At 65.0% G+C, this 21,290-nt stretch carries 22 protein-coding genes; 10 read left to right on the top strand and 12 right to left on the bottom strand.

All coding sequences use genetic code 11. The annotated features are described in order from the left end of the window. Nucleotides 1-2 precede the first annotated feature (2 nt). The 4 genes from CLU87_RS14005 to CLU87_RS13990 all read left to right on the top strand — a co-directional run bounded on the left by CLU87_RS14005 (nt 3) and on the right by CLU87_RS13990 (nt 3,566). Nucleotides 3-524, top strand: coding sequence for a gluconokinase (locus CLU87_RS14005; protein WP_233193786.1), 522 nt, complete (start codon nt 3-5; stop codon nt 522-524). Then, the gene (locus CLU87_RS14000) at nt 521-1,033 is read left to right on the top strand and encodes a TRAP transporter small permease (RefSeq protein ID WP_099730824.1); all 513 of its coding nucleotides are present in this window, start codon (nt 521-523) and stop codon (nt 1,031-1,033) included. The genes CLU87_RS14005 and CLU87_RS14000 overlap by 4 nt, the downstream gene beginning before the upstream one ends. 2 nt (nt 1,034-1,035) lie before the next feature. Then, the gene (locus CLU87_RS13995) at nt 1,036-2,328 is read left to right on the top strand and encodes a TRAP transporter large permease (RefSeq protein WP_056058302.1); all 1,293 of its coding nucleotides are present in this window, start codon (nt 1,036-1,038) and stop codon (nt 2,326-2,328) included. 218 nt (nt 2,329-2,546) lie between these two features. Beyond that, nucleotides 2,547-3,566, top strand: a complete 1,020-nt coding sequence (locus CLU87_RS13990; protein WP_056058306.1) for a TRAP transporter substrate-binding protein — start codon at nt 2,547-2,549, stop codon at nt 3,564-3,566. Nucleotides 3,567-3,727: 161 nt separating this feature from the next. Here CLU87_RS13990 and CLU87_RS13985 read toward each other — a convergent pair whose 3' ends face one another. After that, nucleotides 3,728-4,021, bottom strand: a complete 294-nt coding sequence (locus CLU87_RS13985) for a DUF4148 domain-containing protein (RefSeq protein WP_099730823.1) — start codon at nt 4,019-4,021, stop codon at nt 3,728-3,730. Between the two features lie 84 nt (nt 4,022-4,105). Further along, entirely contained in the window at nt 4,106-4,396 is a 291-nt protein-coding gene (locus CLU87_RS13980) for a DUF4148 domain-containing protein (protein WP_056058312.1), read from the bottom strand. A gap of 239 nt (nt 4,397-4,635) precedes the next feature. Between CLU87_RS13980 and CLU87_RS13975 the strand changes: the two genes are divergently transcribed. After that, complete coding sequence (locus CLU87_RS13975; RefSeq protein WP_099730822.1) at nt 4,636-4,890, top strand: hypothetical protein; 255 nt, start codon at nt 4,636-4,638, stop codon at nt 4,888-4,890. A gap of 42 nt (nt 4,891-4,932) precedes the next feature. Continuing rightward, nucleotides 4,933-5,370, top strand: coding sequence for a CBS domain-containing protein (locus CLU87_RS13970; RefSeq protein WP_015015148.1), 438 nt, complete (start codon nt 4,933-4,935; stop codon nt 5,368-5,370). Nucleotides 5,371-5,597: 227 nt separating this feature from the next. On the opposite strand, the gene CLU87_RS13960 is transcribed toward CLU87_RS13970, so the two are convergent. The 4 genes from CLU87_RS13960 to CLU87_RS13945 form a co-directional block, all read right to left on the bottom strand. Further along, nucleotides 5,598-6,431, bottom strand: a complete 834-nt coding sequence (locus CLU87_RS13960; protein WP_056058319.1) for an ABC transporter ATP-binding protein — start codon at nt 6,429-6,431, stop codon at nt 5,598-5,600. After that, on the bottom strand, nt 6,428-7,390 hold the full coding sequence (ntrB, locus tag CLU87_RS13955; protein WP_099730821.1) for a nitrate ABC transporter permease: 963 nt from the start codon (nt 7,388-7,390) through the stop codon (nt 6,428-6,430). Before ntrB ends, CLU87_RS13960 begins: the two co-directional genes overlap by 4 nt. Before the next feature lie 63 nt (nt 7,391-7,453). Further along, a complete protein-coding gene (locus tag CLU87_RS13950; RefSeq protein ID WP_056743994.1) occupies nt 7,454-8,698 on the bottom strand; it encodes a CmpA/NrtA family ABC transporter substrate-binding protein in 1,245 nt (414 codons plus the stop codon). A gap of 518 nt (nt 8,699-9,216) precedes the next feature. Next, a complete protein-coding gene (locus tag CLU87_RS13945; protein WP_099730820.1) occupies nt 9,217-9,843 on the bottom strand; it encodes an ANTAR domain-containing response regulator in 627 nt (208 codons plus the stop codon). Between the two features lie 257 nt (nt 9,844-10,100). On the opposite strand from CLU87_RS13945, the gene CLU87_RS13940 reads away from it, so the two are divergent. After that, nucleotides 10,101-11,261, top strand: a complete 1,161-nt coding sequence (locus tag CLU87_RS13940) for a branched-chain amino acid ABC transporter substrate-binding protein (protein WP_099730819.1) — start codon at nt 10,101-10,103, stop codon at nt 11,259-11,261. A gap of 44 nt (nt 11,262-11,305) precedes the next feature. Beyond that, nucleotides 11,306-12,346, top strand: a complete 1,041-nt coding sequence (gene tsaD, locus CLU87_RS13935) for a tRNA (adenosine(37)-N6)-threonylcarbamoyltransferase complex transferase subunit TsaD (protein WP_099730818.1) — start codon at nt 11,306-11,308, stop codon at nt 12,344-12,346. 63 nt (nt 12,347-12,409) lie between these two features. On the opposite strand, the gene CLU87_RS13930 is transcribed toward tsaD, so the two are convergent. From CLU87_RS13930 to CLU87_RS13905, 6 genes are read right to left on the bottom strand one after another with little or no spacing between them, the layout of a single operon-like run. Then, nucleotides 12,410-13,861, bottom strand: a complete 1,452-nt coding sequence (locus tag CLU87_RS13930) for an aldehyde dehydrogenase (RefSeq protein WP_099730817.1) — start codon at nt 13,859-13,861, stop codon at nt 12,410-12,412. Between the two features lie 49 nt (nt 13,862-13,910). Next, entirely contained in the window at nt 13,911-14,621 is a 711-nt protein-coding gene (locus CLU87_RS13925; protein WP_099730816.1) for an ABC transporter ATP-binding protein, read from the bottom strand. Further along, entirely contained in the window at nt 14,618-15,379 is a 762-nt protein-coding gene (locus CLU87_RS13920; RefSeq protein ID WP_099730815.1) for an ABC transporter ATP-binding protein, read from the bottom strand. Before CLU87_RS13920 ends, CLU87_RS13925 begins: the two co-directional genes overlap by 4 nt. Beyond that, a complete protein-coding gene (locus tag CLU87_RS13915) occupies nt 15,372-16,304 on the bottom strand; it encodes a branched-chain amino acid ABC transporter permease (protein ID WP_099730814.1) in 933 nt (310 codons plus the stop codon). Before CLU87_RS13915 ends, CLU87_RS13920 begins: the two co-directional genes overlap by 8 nt. Continuing rightward, nucleotides 16,301-17,179 (bottom strand): branched-chain amino acid ABC transporter permease, encoded by an 879-nt coding sequence (locus CLU87_RS13910; protein WP_099730813.1) that lies wholly within the window; start codon nt 17,177-17,179, stop codon nt 16,301-16,303. The genes CLU87_RS13915 and CLU87_RS13910 overlap by 4 nt, the downstream gene beginning before the upstream one ends. A 4-nt stretch (nt 17,180-17,183) precedes the next feature. Continuing rightward, the gene (locus tag CLU87_RS13905; RefSeq protein WP_099730812.1) at nt 17,184-18,392 is read right to left on the bottom strand and encodes an amino acid ABC transporter substrate-binding protein; all 1,209 of its coding nucleotides are present in this window, start codon (nt 18,390-18,392) and stop codon (nt 17,184-17,186) included. 219 nt (nt 18,393-18,611) lie between these two features. On the opposite strand from CLU87_RS13905, the gene CLU87_RS13900 reads away from it, so the two are divergent. After that, nucleotides 18,612-19,607, top strand: coding sequence for a helix-turn-helix domain-containing protein (locus tag CLU87_RS13900; protein WP_099730811.1), 996 nt, complete (start codon nt 18,612-18,614; stop codon nt 19,605-19,607). Nucleotides 19,608-19,903: 296 nt separating this feature from the next. Continuing rightward, complete coding sequence (locus CLU87_RS13895; RefSeq protein WP_099732183.1) at nt 19,904-21,262, top strand: efflux transporter outer membrane subunit; 1,359 nt, start codon at nt 19,904-19,906, stop codon at nt 21,260-21,262. The last annotated feature ends 28 nt before the right edge of the window (nt 21,263-21,290 follow it).

The following is a 21,290-nucleotide window of genomic DNA, read 5'->3' as shown; positions in this document are numbered from 1 at the left end:
ATATGAGTTTTCAAGCGTCACCGGCTTTTGTGGTCGTCATGGGCGTGGCGGGCTGCGGCAAGTCGAGCCTGGGTTCCGCCCTGGCCCAGGCCGAGGGCCTGCCTCTGATCGAAGGGGACGACCACCATAGCCCCGCCAGCCGCGAAAAGATGCGCCAGGGCATTGCACTGACCGATGCAGACCGTGAAGGATGGCTGGCCACGTTGGGACAGCTGCTGCAGGACCAGCCGCGCGGGGTGGTGCTGACCTGCTCTGCGCTCAAGAGGGCCTACCGGGACCGCTTGCGCAATGCTTGCCCCGGCTTGCGTTTTGTCTTTCTGGAGATCGACCGCGCCAACGCCGGCCAGCGGGTGGCTGCCCGAGCGGGCACCCATTTTTTCTCCAGTGCCTTGGTGGACAGCCAGTTCGCCACGCTGGAATCCCCCGTGGGCGAAACGGGCGTGCTGCGCCTGGATGCATTGCTGGACCTGCCCACGCTGCAACAACAGGCCTCGGCCTGGCTGGCAACGAAGGAGACCGCATGAGTTCCCCTGCACAACATGCCGTGCCGCAGAGCCGCTTTGCTCGGATCTCCCAGGTGCTCATGGCCAGCTGCCTGGGTGTGATGGCCGTGGCCGTGTTCATCAACGTGGTGCTGCGTTACGGCTTTGGCAGCGGCGTGGCAGCCAGTGAAGAACTGTCGCGCCTTTTGTTCGTCTGGATGGTGTTCATCGGTGCCTCAGCGGCCTATCCGGCAGGCGAACACATGGCCTTCACCAGCCTGGCTGGCCTGCTGGCCAAGCGCCCGGTGGCCTTTGGCCTGCTGACGGCCGTGATCCGGCTGCTGGTGATCACCGCCAGCGCGATGCTGGCCTGGGGTGCCTGGCAGCAGGTGGTGGTGGGCATGGGCAGCCGCTCGGTCGTCATGGCCTACCCGGCGGCGCTGCTGCCGTTGCCGGCCTTTTTGTGCGCGGTGGCCATTGGTGTGATGGCAACCATCGAATTGATTCAACGCAAGCCGCTGGACCTCGGTCATGGCGCTGAGGTGGAGTGACCATGGGACCCGAAGCGCAGGCTTTTCTCGTTTTTTCGCTGGGCATGCTGGTGCTGATGGGCACGGGCATGAACATGGGCTTGGCCCTGGTGCTCACGGGCGCAGGCATGGCCTGGGTGCTCGACTTCTGGGATGCGCAGTTGCTCGCACAGAACCTGGTGGCCGGGGTGGACAGCTTTCCGCTCCTGGCCGTGCCCTTCTTCATCCTGGCGGGTGAGTTGATGAACTCCGGCGGCATCAGCCGCCGCATCATCGACATGGCGCAGGCCTGGGTGGGGCACATCCGGGGTGGGCTGGGCTATGTGGCGATTGGCGCTGCGGTGCTGATGGCGAGCATGAGCGGGTCGGCCCTGGCCGACACTGCCGCGCTGGCCACCATCCTGCTGCCCATGATGCGCCAGCAGGGCTACCCCATGAACACATCCGCCGGGCTGATTGCCTCGGGCGGCATCATCGCGCCCATCATTCCGCCGTCCATGCCCTTTGTGATCTACGGTGTGACGACCAATACCTCGATCTCGGCGCTTTTCGTGTCGGGCATCGTGCCGGGGCTGATGATGGGCGTGGGTCTCATCTTTGCCTGGCGCTGGGTGTTGCGCGGCATGGACCTGCCCCAGGGCGAGCCCTTGCCCGTCAAGGACCGCCTGCGCGCCACCGTGCGCGCCTTCTGGGCGATGCTCATGCCGCTCATCATCATCGGCGGTATGAAGACCGGCGTGTTCACGCCCACCGAGGCCGCCGTGGTGGCTGCGTTCTATGCCCTGGTGGTGGCCTTGTTCATCCACCGCGAGATGAAGCTGGCCGACATCTACGGCGTGCTGGTGCGGGCGGCCAAGACGACCTCCATCGTGATGTTCCTGTGTGCTGGTGCCCAGGTGGCCAGCTACATGATCACGCTGGCCGACTTGCCCAACGTGCTGACCAGCTGGCTGGGCCCGCTGGTGGAGAACCCGCGCCTCTTGATGGCCGTGATGATGATCGTGCTGGTGCTCATCGGCACGGCGCTGGACCTCACGCCCACCATCCTGATCTTCGCGCCTGTGATGCTGCCCATCGCCGTCAAGGCGGGGATCGACCCGGTGTATTTCGGCCTGATGTTCGTGCTCAACGGCGCCATCGGCCTCATCACCCCGCCGGTGGGCACGGTGCTCAACGTGGTCGCCGGGGTGGGGCGCATCTCTATGCACAGCGTCATCAAGGGCGTGAACCCGTTTCTTATCACCTACGTGCTGATCCTGGCGCTGCTGGTGGTCTTCCCGCAGATCGTGACTGCGCCCGTCGTCTGGCTGAGGTGAGATGAGGCACCCCCTGAGTCGCTTCGCGCCTTCACCCCTCTCTCGCATTGCTGCGCAGTGCGGGAGGGGGACGCCCCCAGCGCATGAGCTGGATACGCCGCCTTCGCGGCGGGGCGGCCCTTGCGCGGGGGCCCTGGCCTAGGCCGCGCCGGTATTGGCCATCTATGTCTTTTGATTCCTTTTCCTCTTTCCCGTTTTTCTTGCCAATGGAGACAACCATGAAAACTTTCCGTCGCACCCTGCTGGCCGCCCTGTCGGTCGCTGCCATCACCTGCTCGTTCCAGGCCGCAGCCCAAGACTTCAAGCCGCGCATCATCCGTTTTGGCTACGGCCTCAACGAGGACTCCAACCAGGGCCGGGCCACCAAACTGTTTGCCCAGGAAGTGGAAAAGGCCTCGGGCGGCAAGATGAAGATTCGCGCCATAGGTGCTGCTGCGCTGGGCTCTGACGTGCAGATGCAGCAGGCCCTGATCGGCGGCGCGCAGGAGATGATGGTGGGCTCCACGGCCACGCTGGTGGGCATCACCAAGGAAATGGCGATCTGGGACACGCCGTTCCTGTTCAACAACGCCAAGGAAGCCGACGTGGTGCTCGATGGCCCCGTGGGCCAGAAGGTGATGGACAAGCTGCAGGAAAAGGGCCTGGTGGGCCTGGTGTACTGGGAGAACGGTTTCCGCAACCTCACCAACAGCAAGCGCCCGGTCAACAAGCTCGAAGACATGGACGGCATCAAGCTGCGCGTGATGCAGAACAACGTGTTCCTCGACAGCTTCAAGACCCTGGGCGCCAATGCGGTGCCGCTGCCGTTCTCGGAACTCTTCACTGCCCTCGAAACCAAGACGGTGGACGGCCAGGAGAACCCCTACAACACCATCCTGTCGAGCAAGTTCTATGAGGTGCAGAAGTACCTCACGGTGACGAACCACGTCTACAGCCCCTGGATCGTGCTGGTCAGCAAGAAGTACTGGGATGGCCTGTCGAAGGCTGAGCAGAAGGTGCTGCTCGACGCCGCCAAGAAGAGCCGCGACTTCGAGCGCCAGGACACCCGTGCCGAGGCCGACAAGGCGCTGGCTGACCTCAAGGGCAAAGGCATGCAGGTCAATGATCTGCCCGCAGCTGAAGCCAACCGCATGCGCGACAAGCTCAGTGCCGTGAACGCCAGCATTGCCGCCAACGTGGGCGAGGCGCTGTGGAAGGACGTACAGGCAGCGGTCGCCCAGGCGCGCGCGGGCAAGTAAATCTTGGCGGAGACCCTCGGCGGCCGCCAAGCTGTCGAGGGCGGGCTTCGAGCTTCACTTTTTAGCGAAGTACCATCAAAAAAGGCCGAGGCCCCTGCAGGGGCCTCGGCCTTTTTGGCATTTGCAACCTTCTACCTGCACCGTGGCGCAGGCCCAGCGAATTACATGGAGCCGATTTCGCCGGACGAGATCTGGCCGGTGCGCAGGGCTTCAGCAGCCTGGGCACGCACGGCAGCGCGGTCAGCCGTGGACTTGTAGGTCACCACACGCGAACCAGCGGGTTCGATGGAGCGGGTCTGGGCCACGGTAGCAGCTTCGGCAGCCACTTCAGCGCGGGTGCGGTTGGTTTCGAATTGGGTGGCGAACTGCGAAGCATCGGCTTCGTCAGCCTGGGCACCAAAAGAAGCGAAAGCAGCAACAGCAGCGATAGAGAGGAAACGGGCAGTCTTGTTCATGATGAAACTCCTGTGAAATTCGAAAAATGGGGACGAGGTATCTGGAATACGCGGTGGGTGAAGCTGTGGATTCAAGAAATTGAATTAACCGCCTTCAGCAGGGCCCACGCGGCCAGTGCGCATGGCTTGTGCGGCAGCTTCGGCACGCACGGCAGCGCGGTCAGCCGTGGACTTGTAGGTCACCACGCGGGAGCCTGCGGGCTCTTGGCTGCGCATTTGCACAGCCGTAGCTGCTTCGGCGATCACTTCGGCGCGGGTGCGGCTGGTTTCGAATTGGGTGGCGAACTGCGAAGCGTCAGCTTCGTCGGCTTGGGCACCGAAAGAAGCGAAAGCAGCGACAGCGGCGATAGACAGGAAACGTGCGGTGTTGTTCATGATGGAAATCCTTGAAGTTAAAAAAGCGTCTCAAAAAACCGGGTGAAGATCAGAAACGACTCGCTTCGCACCGGGTTCGGTGAGTCGCCTTGCGGGTTCGGCTCATCGATGGGATGAACTGTACGCCGGTGCTGTTCAGAGAAAAACCACTGAGTCGCGAACTAACTGTTCCAGTATTGGAAACAATCTCCCGGGCCGTCTGCCGTGTCTGCCTGCCCTCGGAACCCTGGCGGTTTGCCATGGAATCCGCCGGGCAGTGGCAGGCAACAGATGCCGCAGAGGTGAACGTGGTCGGTGCGTTGAACATGGGCTCCATCGTGCCGGGGCAGGCCGGGGGCGTCGTCTCGCCGCGGTTTCGCTTCTTTTCAGTTTGTTTCGCGCAAGGCGGTATGCAACCGCGCAGAAACATCCATTGCATTCGCCGTGCAACAGATGATCAAAAAGCGCTGCACATGGGGCTTGCGTGGGTTGCGCGCACGGGCCTTATGGGCTGAAATCTCCCTGTGCCCGTTTCCGTTTTCACGAGGGAGGTTTCCATGACCGCAGTCGCCAAGATTCTTCAGTCCAAACCCGACGCCACCGTCCATACCATCAGCCCTGCTGCTTCCGTGCTGGACGCCCTCCAGCTCATGGCCGACAAGGGCATTGGCGCGCTCATCGTGACCGAGGGTGCGTCCATCGTCGGCATCTTCACCGAGCGGGACTACGCCCGAAAAATCGCCCTCATGGGGCGCACTTCAGCCGTCACCCAGGTCAAGGATGTGATGACCTCGGCCGTGATGTTTGTGCGCCCGGATCAGACCAGCGAGCAGTGTATGCAGCTCATGAGCAACAACCGCCTGCGCCACCTGCCCGTGGTGGATGGCGGCAAGCTGGTGGGCATGATTTCCATTGGTGACCTGGTCAAGGACATCATCTCCGAGCAGAAATTCATCATTGAGCAGTTGGAGAACTACATCACCGGGAGTCACTAGGAGCAACCCCCTGAGGCGCTGCGCGCCTTCCCCCTTCTCTCGAAGGTCTGCGCCATGCGGGAAGGGGGACGCACCCAGAGTGGCGGGGCAGCCCTTGCGCGGGTGCGCTGGTCTGGAGCTGCGCGCGTGCGGCGGCTCTGCCAAGCGGACACAGCGAAAAAGGGCTCTGACCGATCTGGTCAGAGCCCTTTTGTTTTGGGCGGCCGGGTGCGCTGCTGACCGGCCGCTCAAGCGGCTTTTTCGACGTGCCCCTGGCGCGTGTACAGAAAGTCGATCACCGCCTTGCGGTAGTGCACGTACTGCGGGTCCTCGGCCAGCTCCACGCGCTTGCGGGGGCGGGGCAAGTCCACGGTCAGCACCTCGCCAATCGTGGCGGCCGGGCCGTTGGTCATCATCACGATCTTGTCGGACAGCAGCACGGCTTCGTCCACGTCGTGGGTCACCATCACCACGGTGCTTTGGGTGCGCGCCACGATCTCCAGCAACTCGTCCTGCAGCTTGGCGCGGGTCAGGGCGTCGAGCGCGCCGAAGGGCTCGTCCATCAGCAGCACCTGGGGCTCCATGCTCAGGGCCCGGGCGATGCCCACGCGCTGCTTCATGCCGCCCGAGATTTCACCGGGGCGTTTTTGCCCCGCGTGGGTCAGGCCCACCAGCGCCAGTGCGGCGTCGGTGCGGGCCTTGAGCTGGGCTTTGGTTTCCTTGGCGCCAAACACGCGCTCCACGGCCAGGTAGATGTTGTCAAAGCAGGTGAGCCAGGGCAGCAGCGAGTGGTTCTGGAACACCACCGCGCGCTCCGGCCCCGGGCCCTTGATCTCCTTGTTGGCGCACAGCAGCGCGCCGTTGGTGGGCGTCGTCAGGCCGGCAATCAGGTTGAGCAAGGTGGACTTGCCGCAGCCCGAGTGGCCGATGAGCGCCACGAACTCGCCCTTGGCAATCGTCAGGTGAATGTCGCGCAGCGCCGGGAACAGGCCCTTGGCCGTCTTGAAGGTCTGCTCGACGCCGTGGATCTCGATGAACTTGGTGCTCATGGAAGGGTGGGGGGATGGAGCTGTCGTGTTCATGCTTTCACCTCTTCAAACGTAAATGCGGTGGCCAGCTTGATGAGTGCAAACTCCAGCAGCAGCCCGACGATGCCGATCACGAAGATCGCGATGATGATGTTCTTGACGTTGAGGTTGTTCCACTCGTCCCACACCCAGAAGCCGATGCCCACGCCGCCGGTCAGCATCTCGGCCGCAACGATCACCAGCCACGCGGTGCCCACGGCCAGGCGCACACCGGTCAGCATGTAGGGCAGCACGGCGGGGAACAGGATCTTGGTGGCGATCTTCCATTCGCTCAGGTTGAGCACGCGCGCTACGTTCATGTAGTCCTGCGGTACGCGCTGCACACCCACGGCGGTGTTGATGATCATGGGCCAGATGGAGCAGATGAAGATGGTCCAGATGGCCGCCGGGTTGGCGCCCTTGAAGACCAGCAGACCGATCGGCAGCCACGCCAGCGGCGACACGGGGCGCAGCAGGCTGATGAGCGGATTGAACATGCGCGACAGGAAGTTGAAGCGTCCGATCACAAACCCCGCCGGAATGCCCACCAGCGCCGCCATGCCGAAGCCGATGGCCACGCGCTGCAGGCTCATCAGCACATTCCAGCCCACGCCCTGGTCGTTGGGGCCGTTACGGTAGAAGGGGTTGCTGAACACTTCCAGCGCCTGCAGCCAGGTGTCCTTGGGGCTGGGGATGCTGCCGCCCGTGGTGGTGGAGACCACCGCCCACAGGCCGATGAGCAGGCCCAGGCCACACAGCGGCGGCAGCACGGCCAGCCAGAAGCTGCGCGAGAGGGCGGACCAGTCGCGGCCAGTGGCCACGCTGGAGGGCGTTGCAGGTGCCTTGGGGGCAGATATCGCAGCCTTTTGGCTTCTTGCGCTAGTGGATGATGCGCTTGCAGCTACAGTATTCATAGCATTCTGTGCGGCCACGGGGGCTGCATCCAACGGGGAGTGAAAGACGGCACTGACCATGGTTTTCTCCTGTGCAGGGCTTGCTTGCGGGGTGGCCGGGCGGGCGCTGGGGCAGGCTTGCCGTCAGGCCTTGATCTTGAAGCCGTCGGCGTACTTGGCGGGGTCCTTGCCGTCCCACACCACGCCGTCGATGAATTTGCTGGTGCGCAGCACATCCTTGGGCACGCTGATCTTCATGGCGCTGGCCACTGACTTGTAGAGGTCCACCTGATTGACCTCCTTGGCCACGGCCAGGTAGTCGGGGTGGCTCTTCAGCAAGCCCCAGCGCTTGTGCTGGGTCAGGAACCACATGCCGTCCGACAGGTAGGGGAAGTTCACCGCGCCGTCGTTGAAGAACTTCATGTGGTTGGGGTCGTCCCAGGTCTTGCCCAGACCGTTCTGGTAGCGGCCCAGGATGCGCTGGTTGATGGCATCCACGCCCGTGTTCACATACGCCTTGCCGGCCACGGTCTCGGCCATCTTCATTTTGTTGGACAGGCTGGCGTCGATCCACTGGCTGGCTTCGAGCACGGCCATCATCACGGCGCGCGTGGTGTTGGGGTACTTCTTGACGAACTCGGCCGTGGTGCCCAGCACCTTCTCGGGGTGGTCCTTCCAGATGTCCTGCGTGGTGTTGGCCGTGATGCCAATGCCATCCATGATGGCGCGGTGGTTCCAGGGCTCGCCCACACAAAAGCCGTCCATGTTGCCCACGCGCATGTTGGCCACCATCTGCGGCGGGGGCACGGTGATGAGCTTGGCACCCGACAGCGGGTTGATGCCCGCCGCTGCCAGCCAGTAGTGCATCCACATCGCGTGGGTGCCTGTGGGGAAGGTGCCCGCAAATGTGTATTCACGCTTCTCGCTGGCCATGAGCTTGGCCAGGGACGGGCCATCCACCGCACCCTTGTCGGCCAGGGCCTTGGAGAGGGTGATGGCCTGACCGTTGTTGTTCAGGTTCATGAGCACGGCCATGTCCTTCTTGGGACCGGCGGTGCCCAGGTGCACTCCATAGACCAGGCCGTAGAGCACATGGGCAAAGTCCAGTTCGCCGTTGACCAGCTTGTCGCGCACGCCGGCCCAGCTGGCTTCCTTGTTGGGGACGATGGTCACGCCGTATTTCTTGTCGAAGCCCAGCACCGAAGCCATGACCACGCTGGCGCAGTCGGTCAGCGGGATGAAGCCGATCTTGACTTCCTTCTTCTCGGGGGCGTCGGAGCCCGCTGCGTGGACGAGCGCGCGCAGCGCGGGGCTTACACCCACAGCGCCCACGGTGGCGGCCTGCAGCACGGTGCGGCGGTTGAGGCTGGTTTTCAACAGATCGGTCATGGGGCATCCCTGGTGGCGTGAAAAACAAAAAAGGCGTCCTCACACCGCGCCTGGCTGCATCAAAGCAACGCCGGGAGCGGGTGGGGACGCCTTTGTCCTGGGTGGAGCCTGGAACGGGTCCGGGGCTCCTTGCCAGCACCGGCCCGCCGTTGGGTCAGTGCTGTCAGTGGTCAGACCTGCATTGGTCTTGCACTGTGCAATGCAAAGCGCGTGCCAGCGTGCGCTGCGCCATGTTGGAGCGTTGGTTGCTATGGAATAGATAGCTGTCAGCGCTTGATCAATAAGCGCTACACGCCTGCGGGGCTTGCAGCAGGGGTGTTCTTGTTGTGATCAGTGTGGTCGCACTGCCTTTGTGCGGCGCACCATTTGGGAGGGGCCTTGGAATTGGGCGCGGCCCAGGCGAGGGATGCCAAGCAAGGGCCGCACCGCAGCGAGGGCATCGTCCCCCTTCCCGAATGACGCAATCATTCGAGAGAAGGGGGAAGCGGCGCAGCCGCTCAGGGGGTTGTTCTCTGGTTTTACCCCAGCAGATCCATCACGTCCAGCATGCGCTGAGCCACGTCCACGAGCTTCAGGCCCTTGTCCATGGCGGTCTTGCGCAGCTTTTCGTAGGCGGCCTGTTCGGTCAGGCCCTGGCGCTGCATCAACAGGCCCTTGGCGCGGTCGATGGTCTTGCGGTCTTTGAGCTCGGTCTTGGCGTCGGCCAGCTCGGCGCGCAAGGCCTGTTCGTGCTGGAAGCGGGCCATGGCCACGTCCAGAATGGGGCGGATGCGCTGCGGTGCCAAGCCCGCCACGATGTAGGCAGACACACCGGCCGCCACCGCGTCCTTCACGTGCGAGGTGTCTTCATCGTTTGTGAACATCACGATGGGGCGGCGTTCGTCGCGTGTGGCCATCACCACATGCTCCAGCGCGTCGCGGGCTTCGCTCTCGGCGTCCACGATGATCAGGTCAGGCTGCAGCTGGGCAATGCGCTCGCTCAGAAACACGTCGGCGGGCAGCGTGGCCACCAGGTTGAAGTTGTTCTCCAGCAGCCCGATGCGCAGCGCCCGCGACCGTTCCGCCTGCTCCATGGCGTGTTCGTCGTCAGGGTCGGCGACTGCCAGATCCGGGGCAACCACCACGATGCGCAAAGCCTCATTCATACCCGTAAGCATAAGCAATTTTTACGCCACAAATTGGTGCGCCGGGGTGGTGCACGGCCCCAGAGCGCCGTTGCGATGGGCTTTCACGCAGGGCCCATACCGGCCCCAGGCCCGCCACGCCTGGGTGCCCTGGCCCCCGTTGTGGGGCCTGAAAGTTGCTAATACTGACACCGTGGGAGGGCATACCCGGTAGCTCACCCAGCGGAGCGTCGCATATACATCTGGTCACACAGACACACTGAAATGGAGTTTTTTGCATGAACAAGCACATGAACCGGCGCCGCTTCTCGGCCAGCCTGGCCTTGACCGCAGTGGCGACTGCTGCACTCCTGACCGGATGCGGCAAGGTGCCGGACACCATCAAAATTGGTGTTGCACAGCCCTTGAGCGGCCCGCTGGGCGCCCTGGGGCAGGATCTGCTCAATGGCGTGAAGCTGGCGGTGGAGGAACTCAACAAGTCCGGCTACACCGTGGACGGCAAGCGCGTGACCTTGGAGGTGGTGTCCGTGGATGACAAGGCCGACGCCACCACCGGCAAGGCGGTCGCCCAGCAGCTGGTGGATGCGGGCGTGGTAGCCGTCGTGGGCCACCTCAACTCGGGCGTGAGCATCGAGACCGCACCCATCTACGCTGCCAAAGACATTCCACAGATCGCCATCTCCACCAATCCCAAGTTCACGCAGCTCGGGTTCCCCACCACGTTCCGCATGGTGGCCAATGACACCTTGCAGGCGCGCGCCATCGGCTCCTTTGCGGCCACGCAGCTGGGCGCCAACCGCTACGCCGCGCTGGACGACGGCACCCCGTACGGCAAGGGCCTCGCCGATGGCGCTGCCGAACAGCTCAAGGCCGAGAAAAAGGAAGTGGTGGTGCGCAAGTCGTTCGACGACAAGACCGTGGCCTTCGACCAGCTGGCCGGTGAGCTCAAGGCCGCCAACGTGGAGGTGATTGTCTCTACCCTCAACGACTTCCAGGCCCTGGCGCTGCTCGAAGCGCTCAAGAAGGTAGACCACACCAAGGTCAGCCTGCTGGGTGGCGACACCATCAAGACCACCGACATGACCAAGGGCGCGGGCATCGTGCAGGGGCTGTACGCCACCTCGCCAGTGCTGGAAGCCAAGGAGTTCACCACCGGCAAGCCCTTCCTTGAAAAGTACATCGCCGCCTTCAAGAAGCCTCCGGCCTACGGTGGCCACTACAGCTACGACAGCACGTATGTGCTTTCGGCGGCCATCCAGAAAGCCAAGTCCGCCGACCCCAAGGAAATCACCAAGGCCCTGCACAGCATCAACGGCTATGCCCCAGTGATTGGCACCATGACCTGGGATGAGAAGGGCGAGCAGCGCTACGGTGCCGTGGGTGTGTATGAGCTGCGCAGCGGCAACTGGGAGTTGCGCATGCGGTCGGACCGCTGGTAAACAGCCCTCCGGGACGGATCGGCCCCGGGTTTTACACTCGGGGCATGAGCTTGCTGATCCTGGGTATTGAATCTTCGTGCGACGAGACGGGCGTGGCATTGGTCCGTTCCACGGGCAATGCCGTGCCTACGCTGCTGTCGCACGCGCTGCACAGCCAGATCGAGATGCACCAGGCCTATGGTGGTGTGGTGCCCGAGCTGGCCAGCCGTGACCACATCCGCCGCGTGTTGCCACTGGCCACGCAGGTGCTGACCGAGTCCGGCCAGTCGCTGGCCGATGTGGACGTGGTGGCCTACACGCGCGGCCCGGGCTTGGCGGGTGCGCTACTGGTAGGCGCGGGCGTGGCCTGCGCGCTGGGCGCAGCGCTCAACAAGCCGGTGCTGGGCGTGCACCACCTGGAGGGGCACCTGCTGTCACCCTTCCTCAGCGCCGACCCGCCAGAGTTCCCTTTTGTGGCCCTGCTCGTCTCGGGCGGCCACACGCAGCTGATGCGGGTGGATGGCGTGGGTCGCTACGAGATCCTGGGTGAGACCATTGACGATGCGGCTGGCGAGGCGTTCGACAAGTCCGCCAAACTCATGGGCCTGGGCTACCCCGGTGGCCCTGCGCTGTCGCGCTTGGCTGAGCAGGGCGATGCCACGGCCTTCAAGCTGCCACGCCCGCTGCTGCACAGCGGCAATCTCGACTTCTCTTTTGCCGGGCTCAAGACGGCCGTGCTCACGCAGGCCAAGAAGTTGGGCGATGAGCTGGAAGCACGCAAGGCCGACCTGGCGGCGAGCACCGAGGCTGCGATTGTCGAAGTGCTGGTGAAGAAGACGCTGGCCGCGCTCAAGCAGACCGGCCTGAAACGTGTGGTGGTCGCCGGTGGTGTAGGGGCCAACCGGCACCTGCGTGCGCAACTCAATGCGGCCTGCGCTGCGGCCAAGGTGCGCGTGCACTACCCTGAGCTGCACCTGTGCACCGACAACGGCGCCATGATTGCCATGGCAGCGGCCATGCGGCTGCAGGTAGGGCAGCAGCAGGCCAACACCGACTACGCCTTTGACGTGAAGCCGCGCTGGCCGTTGGATGCCATCACCGTGTGATTTTGAAGAAAAGTGGCACCTGGCGCAGGTAAATCATGCGCTAGGTGCTATCTTTTTTGATGCTCAGAACGGATAGTGGCGTGGCGTGGTCTGCACCGTGATCCAGCGCAGTTCGGTGAATTCACGTACACCGGCCATGCCGCCAAAGCGGCCATAGCCCGAACTTTTCACGCCGCCAAAAGGCATCTGGCCTTCGTCATGCACCGTGGGGCCGTTCACATGGCAAATGCCCGACTCGATGCGTGCGGCCACATTCCACGCCTTGGCTACATCGCGGCTGAACACGGCGGATGACAGGCCGAACTCGTTGTCATTGGCGCAGGCAATGGCTTCTTCCACGCCATTCACGCGCACCACGGGCTTGACAGGGCCGAACGATTCTTCGCGGTAGATGTCCATCTCTGCCGTCACATGGTCGAGCACGGTGGCCTGCATCAACGTGCTGTCGCTCTTGCCGCCGCAAATCAGCTTGGCGCCCTTGGCCAGTGCGTCGTCGATGAGGGCGTTGCAGCGGTGCACGGTGGCCATGTCCACCACCGATCCCAGCACCACTGGGCCCTTGCGTGGGTCGCCCAGGGGCAGGGATTGGGCACGCGCGCCGAGCTTCGCCACGAACTCGTCGGCCACGGCGTTGTCCACGATGATGCGTTCGGTGGACATGCAGATCTGGCCCGAGTTGGCGAACGCGCCAAACACGGTGCCCGCCACGGCGGCGTCGATATCGGCGTCATCCAGCACCAGCAGCGGGGCCTTGCCGCCCAGTTCCAGCACCACGGGCTTGAGGTACTTGGCGCAGGTCTGCGCAATGATGCGGCCCACCTTGGTGGAGCCGGTGAAGTTGATGCGGCGCACTGCCGGGTGGGCCACGATGGCCTCGACCACGGCGCCCGCATCGACGGGTGCATTGGTCACGAAGTTCACCACACCGGGGGGCAAACCGGCCTCCTGCAGCGCCTCGATGATGAGGCCGTGTGTGGCGGGGCACAGCTCCGACCCCTTCAGGATCACCGTGTTGCCGCACGCCAGCGGCGTGGCGATGGCGCGCACGCCCAGGATGACGGGTGCGTTCCACGGTGCAATGCCCAGCACCACGCCCGCTGCCTGGCGCACGCCCATGGCCAGGCTGCCGGGCACGTCGGACGGAATCACTTCGCCTGCAATCTGCGTGGTCAGGGCGGCGGCTTCCTGCAGCAGGCCGGCAGCCAGGTGCACGTTAAAGCCCGCCCACATGCCCGAGGCGCCGGTCTCGGCCGCCATGGCCACCGCAAAGTCAGCCGTGCGGGCCTCCAGCGCATGTGCTGCCTTGAGCAGCAGCGCGCGGCGCGCGTTGGGGCCCAGGGCCGACCAGGCCGGGAAGGCCTTGGCGGCTGCGTCGGCAGCGGCCTTGGCGTCGGCCACGCTGGCAGCGGGTGCCGTGGTGGCGACCGATCCGTCCAGCGGGTTGCGACGCTCAAACGTGGCGCCGCCGGTGGCTTGCACGCGCTCGCCGTTGATCAACATGGCAATGGCAGTCATGGATGAAAGCTCCTGAAAAAGAACAGATAAAAAAGGGGGAAAGAGGTATTCAGGTCACGCCCAGGTAGGCTTGGCGCACCACGTCGGACTGCAGCAAGTCAGAGGCTGCGCCAGACGCCACGATGCGTCCTCGCTCCAGCAAATAGCCGCGCTGCGCGATCTGCAGCGCCTTGCGCACGTTCTGCTCCACCATGAGCACGGTGACGCCCTGTGCGGCAATGCGCTGCACGATGGTCAGCAGTTCATCGACCATGCGGGGGGCCAGACCGAGCGAGGGCTCGTCCAGCATCAACAGGCGCGGGCCGCTCATCATGGCGCGGGCCACGGCCACCATCTGCTGCTCGCCGCCGCTCATGGTGCCGGCTAGCTGTGTGGCGCGTTCTTTGAGGCGGGGGAAGTCTTCAAACGCTTGGTGCAACCGCTCGGCGCGTACCCGCGACGGCACCAGCCAGCCGCCCAGCTCCAGGTTCTCGGTCACCGTCATTTGCGGAAACAGCTGGCGACCTTCGGCGACCAACGCCAGGCCGCGTTGCACACAGGCGGTGGCGTTCATCGCAGGCACGGCCTGCCCGTCGAGCGTCACCGTGCCTTGGCGCGGCAGCAGGCCCGCCAGGGCCTTGAGCAGCGTGGTCTTGCCCGCGCCGTTGGGGCCGACGATGACGGTGATGCCGGGCGCGGCTTCCAGTGCCAGGTCCTGTAGCACCTGAAAGCCGTGGTAGCCCGTGGTCAGGTTCTGCACGGAGAGGTGTGCGCCGCTCATGCCGTGGCTCCTTGTTCTTTGCCGCTGGCCATTTCGTCACCCAGATAGGCCTCGATCACCTGCGGGTCGCGCACCACCTCGGCGGGCGTGCCGTCGGCAATCTTGCGGCCCTGGTGCAGCACCAGCACGCGCTCTACGTACTTCAGCAGCGTGGTCACCGCGTGCTCGATCCACACCACCGTCAGACCCCAGTCGTCGCGCAGGCGGCGGATGCGCTGGGCCATGGCGTCCACCTCGGCCTCTGTCAGGCCCGCAGCCACCTCGTCGAGCAGCAGCAGGCGCGGGCGTGTGCCCAGGGCCATGCCAATCTCCAACAGGCGCTGCTGCGACGGCGTCACGTCGGCTGCGGGGCGGTCGGCCAGGTGCGCCAGGCCCAGCATGGCCAGGATCTCGCCCTCGCTGCGCAGGCCCTCGGGCCCCTGGCGGTGGCGGCCTGCGAACTGCATGCCAAAGCGCACGTTGTCGCGCACCGTCATGTCGGGGAACACGCGCGGCGTCTGGAAGGTGCGGGCAATACCGTGGGCTGCATAGTGGTGCGGGCCCTTGCCGGTCAGGTTGTCGGCGCCCCAGTGCAGCGTGCCCGAGGTAGGCGGTTGCACGCCCGAGATGGCGTTGAAGAACGTGGTCTTGCCCGCACCGTTGGGGCCGATGATGCCGATCAGCTCGCCCGTGTGCAGCGTGGCGCTCACGCCATCCACGGCAGTCAGGCCGCCAAAGCGCACGGTCACGCTGTCAATGGTCAAAAGGGCTTCAGCCATGGTGCGCCTCCGCAGCAGGCTTGCGCCGTTGCCACAGCGTGGCCAGGCCATTGGGCAGGTACATCACGCACAAAATCAGCAGCAGCCCCAGCACCATCATGTAGCCGTAGGGCAGCTGGAGGCGCAGCGTCTCGGCCAGCAGGCTGAACACGATGGCTGCCAGGATGGGGCCGCCAATGCTGGTCGCGCCGCCAATCAGTGCTATCAGCACGGTCTGGAAGCCGATGAAGGGGCTGAACACGGCTGCAGGCTCGATGTAGGTCCAGCGCACGGCCATGGCCGCGCCCACGGCGCCTGCAAAGGCGGCGGTGATGCCAAAGCCCGCGATCTTGGCCAGGCGCGTGTCCACGCCCAGCGTCTGGGCGCGCTGCTCGTCGGCGCCGATGCCTGCCAGTGCGAGGCCAAACCGGCTGCGCTGGATGGCAATGGCCGTGGCAATAGCCGCTGCGGCAATCAGCAGCACCGTGAGGTACACCGTCTCGTTGCTGGGCACCACCGTGAGCACGCGGCCCACGGTGCCAGAGACCTGCTTTTCGACAAAGGTGACGGCATGGCGGATCAACTCCGTCATGCCGAAGGTGAGCACCGCAAAGTAGGTGCCGCGCAGGTGCAGCACGGCAGCCCCCATCACCACGGCCACGATGGTGGCGATCAGTGCGCCGCTCAGAATCACCAGCGGCCAGGGCAGTACGCCCAGCAGCGTGGCGCTGGTGTACGCACCAATGCCGAAGAAGGCCGACGTGGCGAGTGAGAGGTAGCGGGTGGCACCGCAGAACAGCGACCAGCTGGTGGCCAGCGCGATGTACATCAGGCAGCTGAGCAGCACCGAGGTGGCGAACTCGGACACCAGCCAGGGCAGGGTGGCGACCACCGCCACCCCCGCTGCCAAGGCCAGCCAAGGCTTGTTGGAATGAAGGGAAGTCATTTTTTGGAGAACAGTCCGTTGGGGCGCCAGATGAGCACGCCGATGAACACTGCATAGCTCAGCAGCATCTTGAGAGACGGGCTGCTGAAGTGCATGCCCAGCGCCTCGACCACGCCGAGCAGCAAGCCGCCGGCCAGACTGCCCGCCAGGCTGCCAAAGCCGCCCAGCGTGATGACGATGAGCGCCGTCACGGTGTAGGGCTCCCCCATCGACGGGGAAATCTCATACGTCATCGACAGCAGCGCTCCCGCCACGCCCGACAGGCCCAGGCCGATGCCAAACATCATGGGATGCAGTCGCCGGGTGTTGATGCCCACCAACTGCGCGCCCGTGGGCGACTGCATCAGTGCCCGCACGGCCTTGCCCAGCAGCGTGAGCTTGAGCAGCGCGATCAGCGCGGCCGACAGCGCCAGTGCCACGCCAAACAGCACCAGCTTGTTTTCAGTGAAACGCATGCCCGCAATCTGCACCGGGTCGGCCAGGTATTCATAGCCACGCAGGTCACCGCCCCAGATCAGCAGGGCAGTGTTCTGCACCAGGAACATCAGGCCAAAGCCCACCATCAGGCTGCGCGCCTCGAACACGTCCACATTGGGCGCGCGCGCTGCCAGGCGCTTGAAGCACAGCGCGTGCACCACCACCCCCAAAACAAACAATGCGATGAAAGCCAGCGGCATGAGCAGCAGCGGCGAGATGCCCCACAGGGTGTGCGCGGACCAGGTGAGGAAGGCGCCCAGCATCAGGAACTCGCCATGCGAGATGTTCATGATGCGCATTAGCCCGTACTGCAGGTTCAGGCCCATGGCCACCAGCGCATAGATGCCGCCGGTAATGAGGCCACTGGCGACCAGTTCGGCCCAGGAAGTCAGAGACACTTTGTTATTTCCAGGCTGGTTTCGCGGTGTTCAACTGCGCGGTGGCGCGGTCCTTGGGCCACACGACTTCGAAGTCGTTTCCCTGCCACTGGCTCACGGTGCCGGGGATGGACGCGTTCTCGCTGCCCTGGAAGCGGATGCCGCCCAGGATGGTCTGGAACTCGTTCTTGGCGATGTGCTCGCGCAGGGCCTTGCGGTCCAGGCCCGCCTTCTCCACGGCCTGCTGCAGGATCTGCAGGCTTGCCCAGGCATGGCCGCTGGCCCAGCGGTCGGGCTCCTTGTTGAACTTCTTCACGTGCGCGTCGAAGTACGCCTTGGCCTCGGGGCTGGTTTTCACGCTCCACGAGCCCATGCCGATCACGCCTTCGGTGTTGGCCTGCATCACGTTCTTGTACAGCTGGAAGGCCGTGCCCACCGATGCGTAAAAGAACTTGGGGTTCAGGCCCACCTCGCGCGCCTGGCGGCTGGCCAGGATGGTGTCGGGCGGGTAGGTGATGCCGATGAAGGCGTCGGGGTTCTGGTCCTTGATGCCGCGCAGCACGGGCGCCAGGTCCTTCACGCCCAGCGGGTAGCTCTTGCGCTCCAGCACCTGGATGCTGGTCTTCTTGAGCGCGTTGTTCAGCGCGGCGAAGTTCTCCAGGCCAAACAGGTCGTCCATGTAGACGATGGCAATGGTCTTGACGTTGTTGGCCACCAGCATGTCCACCAGCGCACCCATCATCTTGTCGGGCTGCTGCAGCAGCGAGAAGAAGTAGGGCAGGTTCATGTCGATGAGCTTGCGCGACAGCGCCGTGGGTGCCAGCAGCGGGTAGCCGAAGCGGTTGGCCAGCGGCGCGATGGCGAAGTTGGCACCCGAGCCCCAGGGCGGCAGGATCAGGTCCACCTTGTCGCTGCCCATGAGCTTCTCGTAGGTGCGCACGCAGGTTTCGGTCTCGCTGCGGTCGTCGTAGCCTATGAGTTCGATGGGGCGCTTGGTGCCCTTCACGCTCAGGCCGCCCGCTGCGTTCACTTGCTCGGCCCACAGCAGGTAGTTGGGCTCCTGGCTGACCTGGGCACCGGCCGCCCAGGGGCCCGTGCGGGCAATGGCATAACCGATGCGCACGGATGCCGCGCTGTTGCCCTGGGCCCACAGCTGGGGTGCCACGGCCAGGGTGCCGACCGTGGCGGCGGCGCCCTTGATCCACTGGCGCTTGGAGGGTTGGTGTGATGTCATTGTGTGTCTCCTCGGATGGGGCCTGCGTGTTGCACGCCGTGCCGGGAATCGTAGGGAGACCAGCCCCTGCGCGCTGCGCTCAGCGTGCACAAAACGCTTGCCTCAGCGTGCAGACGGCAGCGGGTTTACCCGGATTTCCCTCGGTGGCACGGGGTAACGGGGCGTCCGATAATTCAGCCGCATAACCATCAGGCTTGCGCAACCCGCACTGGAGACACCATGGCCCATCCCCTGACCGAGGTATCCACCGACGCCGTGCCTGCGCGCGACCGCCTGCACCTGTGGGGCGATGCGGTGTGGCGCCTGATTGGCGGGCTGGAGTCCGACGCGTTTGGTGACGATGCCTTTGCAGGCCACATCACCTCGGGCCAGGCGGGCTATGTGAACCTGTGCCAGCTGGACGTGAGCCGCCACCGCGTGGTGCGCACCCCCAGCCTCATTCGGGGCAGCGACCGGGCCTACATCAAGGTGGTGGCCCAGCTCGAAGGGCGCGCGTGCTTCGAGCAGAACGGTCGCCAGGTATGGTTGTCGCCGGGTGAGTGGAGCGTGTACGACACCACGCGCGCCTATGCCGTGAGCAACCCCGAGGCCGTGCGCCAGATGGTGCTGATGATCCCGAAGGAACAACTGCCCGAGCGCAAGCTCAAGCTCGATGATCTGATGGTGCAGCGGTTCTCGGGCACCAGCGGCGTGTCGCGGCTGGCATGGGACACCATGCGCGCCGCGTTTGCCGAGCTGCCCACCATGTCCGACGCCGCCGCCGATGGCGTGGCCGATGTGATCACGCACCTGGTGCAGCTGTCGCTGCTGGAGCGCAACGGGCAGCAAAGCCTGCTGTCGCAGCGTGAGGCCCTGCGTGACCGCATCAGCCAATACATCGACCGGCACCTGGGCGACCCCGACCTCACCATCGACCGCATGGCCCAGGCGCTCAACTGCAGCAAGCGGCACCTGTACAACGCGGTGGCCAATGACGAGGAAACCCTGGCCGCCATGATCCAGCGCCGGCGGCTGGAGGCCTGTCTGCGCGACCTGCGCCACCCGGCGCATGCGCAGCGCTCGGTCACTGACATTGCGTTGTCCTGGGGCTTCAACAACAGCGCGCATTTCAGCCGCGCGTTCCGCTCGCATGTGGGGTGCAGCCCCAGCGAGTACCGGGCTCGCGCGTTGGCGCCGGTGGTGCTGTTGCGGGAAGAATCGCGGCTCGCGCACTGAGCGGCACCCCGGCCACTTGCGTGTGGGGCCGTCTGTGCGGCGCCGCATGCTTGCGTGTTTTAGCCACATGCCACATCGGCACGGTGGCTGCGTGACCTTTGCCTTGCATCAATTCTTTACGCGGGCTTGACCCAGTGGGTACGTTGTTGGCGCAATCGCTGCTCACAATGGAGTTTTCCCCTGCGTAGCCATTGCCCATGCGTTTTCTCCCACTTGCCTCTACCGGCACACCCACTGCCCGCGCAGCGCAACCTTTGCGTGCTGTGCCGTGGAGGCAAACGGCTTTGTTTTTGTGCGTGCTAGCCACCGCCGGGTGTGCCAGCCTGGCACCCACGGATCGCGCATTGCCCGCAGTGGCCGTTCCCCCGGCCTGGTCTGCGGGGGGCAACGGCACAGCGCAAGGGGCTACGGCTACATCCCTGGCCCAGTGGTGGCAGCGTTTTGACGACCCTTCGCTCACCACGCTGGTAGAACAAGCCCTGCGCGCCAACACCAGCGTGCGCACCGCCCAGGCGTCGTTGCAGCAGGCACGCGCCCAGGTGGATGTGCAATCGGCCGGCCTGCTGCCCAGCGTAGGTGCGTCGGCTTCGGCGCAGCGCAGCCGGGCCAGCAACAGCACGGGCAACACCTTCCAGGCCGGTTTTGATGCGAGCTGGGAGCCCGATGTGTTTGGCCGCCTGCGCAGCGGCGTGAGCGCCAGCGAGGCCGACGCCCGCGCGGCAGAGGCCAGCCTGACCGACGTGCAGGTGTCGCTGGCCGCCGAGGTGGCCGTTAACTACATCGAGCTGCGCGGGCTGCAGCAGCGCCTGGCCATTGCGCGCAGCAACCTGGCCAGCCAGCAAGAGACCCTGCAGCTCACCCAGTGGCGCCTGCAGGCCGGGCTCACCACCTCGCTCGTCACCGAGCAGGCCCGTGCAGCGGCCGAGCAGACCGCCGCGCAGATTCCCAGCCTGGAAGCCAGCCTGGCGCAGTCGCGCTACAGCCTAGCCGTGCTGACAGGCCAGGTGCCAGGTGCCCTGGATGCCACGCTGGCCGCCAGCGCGCCCGTGCCGCAGCCCACCGCAGAACTGGCGCTGGCAATCCCGGCCGAGACGCTGCGCCAACGCCCCGATGTGCGTGCGGCCGAGCAGCGCATTGCTGCCGCCCTGGCGCGCGTGTCGCAGGCCGATGCGGCGCGCTACCCCAGCTTCTCCCTCGGTGGCTCGCTGGGCCTGCGTGCCCTCACGCTGGGCGCGTTGTCGGGGGGCAGTGCGGTAACCAGCGCCTTGCTGGGCAGCGTGTCCATCCCGCTGCTGGATGGCGGCGCCGCCCGCGCCCAGGTGCGCGTGCAGTCTGCCGCGCTGGAGCAGGCCCGCGTGGCCTACGAAGCCACCGTGCTCACGGCCCTGCAGGATGTGGAGAACGCGCTGGTGGCCTTGCGTGGCGACCGGGACAAGCTGGAGCGACTGACGGCCGCCGCGGACGCCGCCCGCAACGCCGCGCTGCTGGCGCAGCAGCGCTATAGCAGCGGATTGATTGACTTTCAGGCGGTGCTGGAGACGCAACGCACGCTGCTGTCCACGCAAGAGAGCGTGGCCACAACCACCGCTGCGGTCGCAGCAGACCATGTGCGCCTCTATAAGGCGCTGGGCGGCGGCTGGGCGTTAGCCGAATGAACAGCTGACAAGCCCTTCCACACGCCCA

Origin of the sequence: Acidovorax sp. 59, from assembly GCF_002754175.1 — a bacterium.
Lineage (GTDB): Bacteria > Pseudomonadota > Gammaproteobacteria > Burkholderiales > Burkholderiaceae_C > Acidovorax > Acidovorax delafieldii.
This window is presented reverse-complemented; position numbering and strand designations above follow the sequence as displayed.

Excerpts from the sequence above, each read along its gene's own strand:
- CLU87_RS14005 (WP_233193786.1), top strand. The coding sequence starts at position 3 with ATGAGTTTTCAAGCGTCACCGGCTTTTGTGGTCGTCATGGGCGTGGCG.
- CLU87_RS14000 (WP_099730824.1), top strand. The coding sequence starts at position 521 with ATGAGTTCCCCTGCACAACATGCCGTGCCGCAGAGCCGCTTTGCTCGG.
- CLU87_RS13995 (WP_056058302.1), top strand. The coding sequence starts at position 1,036 with ATGGGACCCGAAGCGCAGGCTTTTCTCGTTTTTTCGCTGGGCATGCTG.
- CLU87_RS13990 (WP_056058306.1), top strand. The coding sequence starts at position 2,547 with ATGAAAACTTTCCGTCGCACCCTGCTGGCCGCCCTGTCGGTCGCTGCC.
- CLU87_RS13985 (WP_099730823.1), bottom strand. The coding sequence starts at position 4,021 with ATGAACAAGACTGCCCGTTTCCTCTCTATCGCTGCTGTTGCTGCTTTC.
- CLU87_RS13980 (WP_056058312.1), bottom strand. The coding sequence starts at position 4,396 with ATGAACAACACCGCACGTTTCCTGTCTATCGCCGCTGTCGCTGCTTTC.
- CLU87_RS13975 (WP_099730822.1), top strand. The coding sequence starts at position 4,636 with ATGGAATCCGCCGGGCAGTGGCAGGCAACAGATGCCGCAGAGGTGAAC.
- CLU87_RS13970 (WP_015015148.1), top strand. The coding sequence starts at position 4,933 with ATGACCGCAGTCGCCAAGATTCTTCAGTCCAAACCCGACGCCACCGTC.
- CLU87_RS13960 (WP_056058319.1), bottom strand. The coding sequence starts at position 6,431 with ATGAACACGACAGCTCCATCCCCCCACCCTTCCATGAGCACCAAGTTC.
- ntrB (WP_099730821.1), bottom strand. The coding sequence starts at position 7,390 with ATGGTCAGTGCCGTCTTTCACTCCCCGTTGGATGCAGCCCCCGTGGCC.
- CLU87_RS13950 (WP_056743994.1), bottom strand. The coding sequence starts at position 8,698 with ATGACCGATCTGTTGAAAACCAGCCTCAACCGCCGCACCGTGCTGCAG.
- CLU87_RS13945 (WP_099730820.1), bottom strand. The coding sequence starts at position 9,843 with ATGAATGAGGCTTTGCGCATCGTGGTGGTTGCCCCGGATCTGGCAGTC.
- CLU87_RS13940 (WP_099730819.1), top strand. The coding sequence starts at position 10,101 with ATGAACAAGCACATGAACCGGCGCCGCTTCTCGGCCAGCCTGGCCTTG.
- tsaD (WP_099730818.1), top strand. The coding sequence starts at position 11,306 with ATGAGCTTGCTGATCCTGGGTATTGAATCTTCGTGCGACGAGACGGGC.
- CLU87_RS13930 (WP_099730817.1), bottom strand. The coding sequence starts at position 13,861 with ATGACTGCCATTGCCATGTTGATCAACGGCGAGCGCGTGCAAGCCACC.
- CLU87_RS13925 (WP_099730816.1), bottom strand. The coding sequence starts at position 14,621 with ATGAGCGGCGCACACCTCTCCGTGCAGAACCTGACCACGGGCTACCAC.
- CLU87_RS13920 (WP_099730815.1), bottom strand. The coding sequence starts at position 15,379 with ATGGCTGAAGCCCTTTTGACCATTGACAGCGTGACCGTGCGCTTTGGC.
- CLU87_RS13915 (WP_099730814.1), bottom strand. The coding sequence starts at position 16,304 with ATGACTTCCCTTCATTCCAACAAGCCTTGGCTGGCCTTGGCAGCGGGG.
- CLU87_RS13905 (WP_099730812.1), bottom strand. The coding sequence starts at position 18,392 with ATGACATCACACCAACCCTCCAAGCGCCAGTGGATCAAGGGCGCCGCC.
- CLU87_RS13900 (WP_099730811.1), top strand. The coding sequence starts at position 18,612 with ATGGCCCATCCCCTGACCGAGGTATCCACCGACGCCGTGCCTGCGCGC.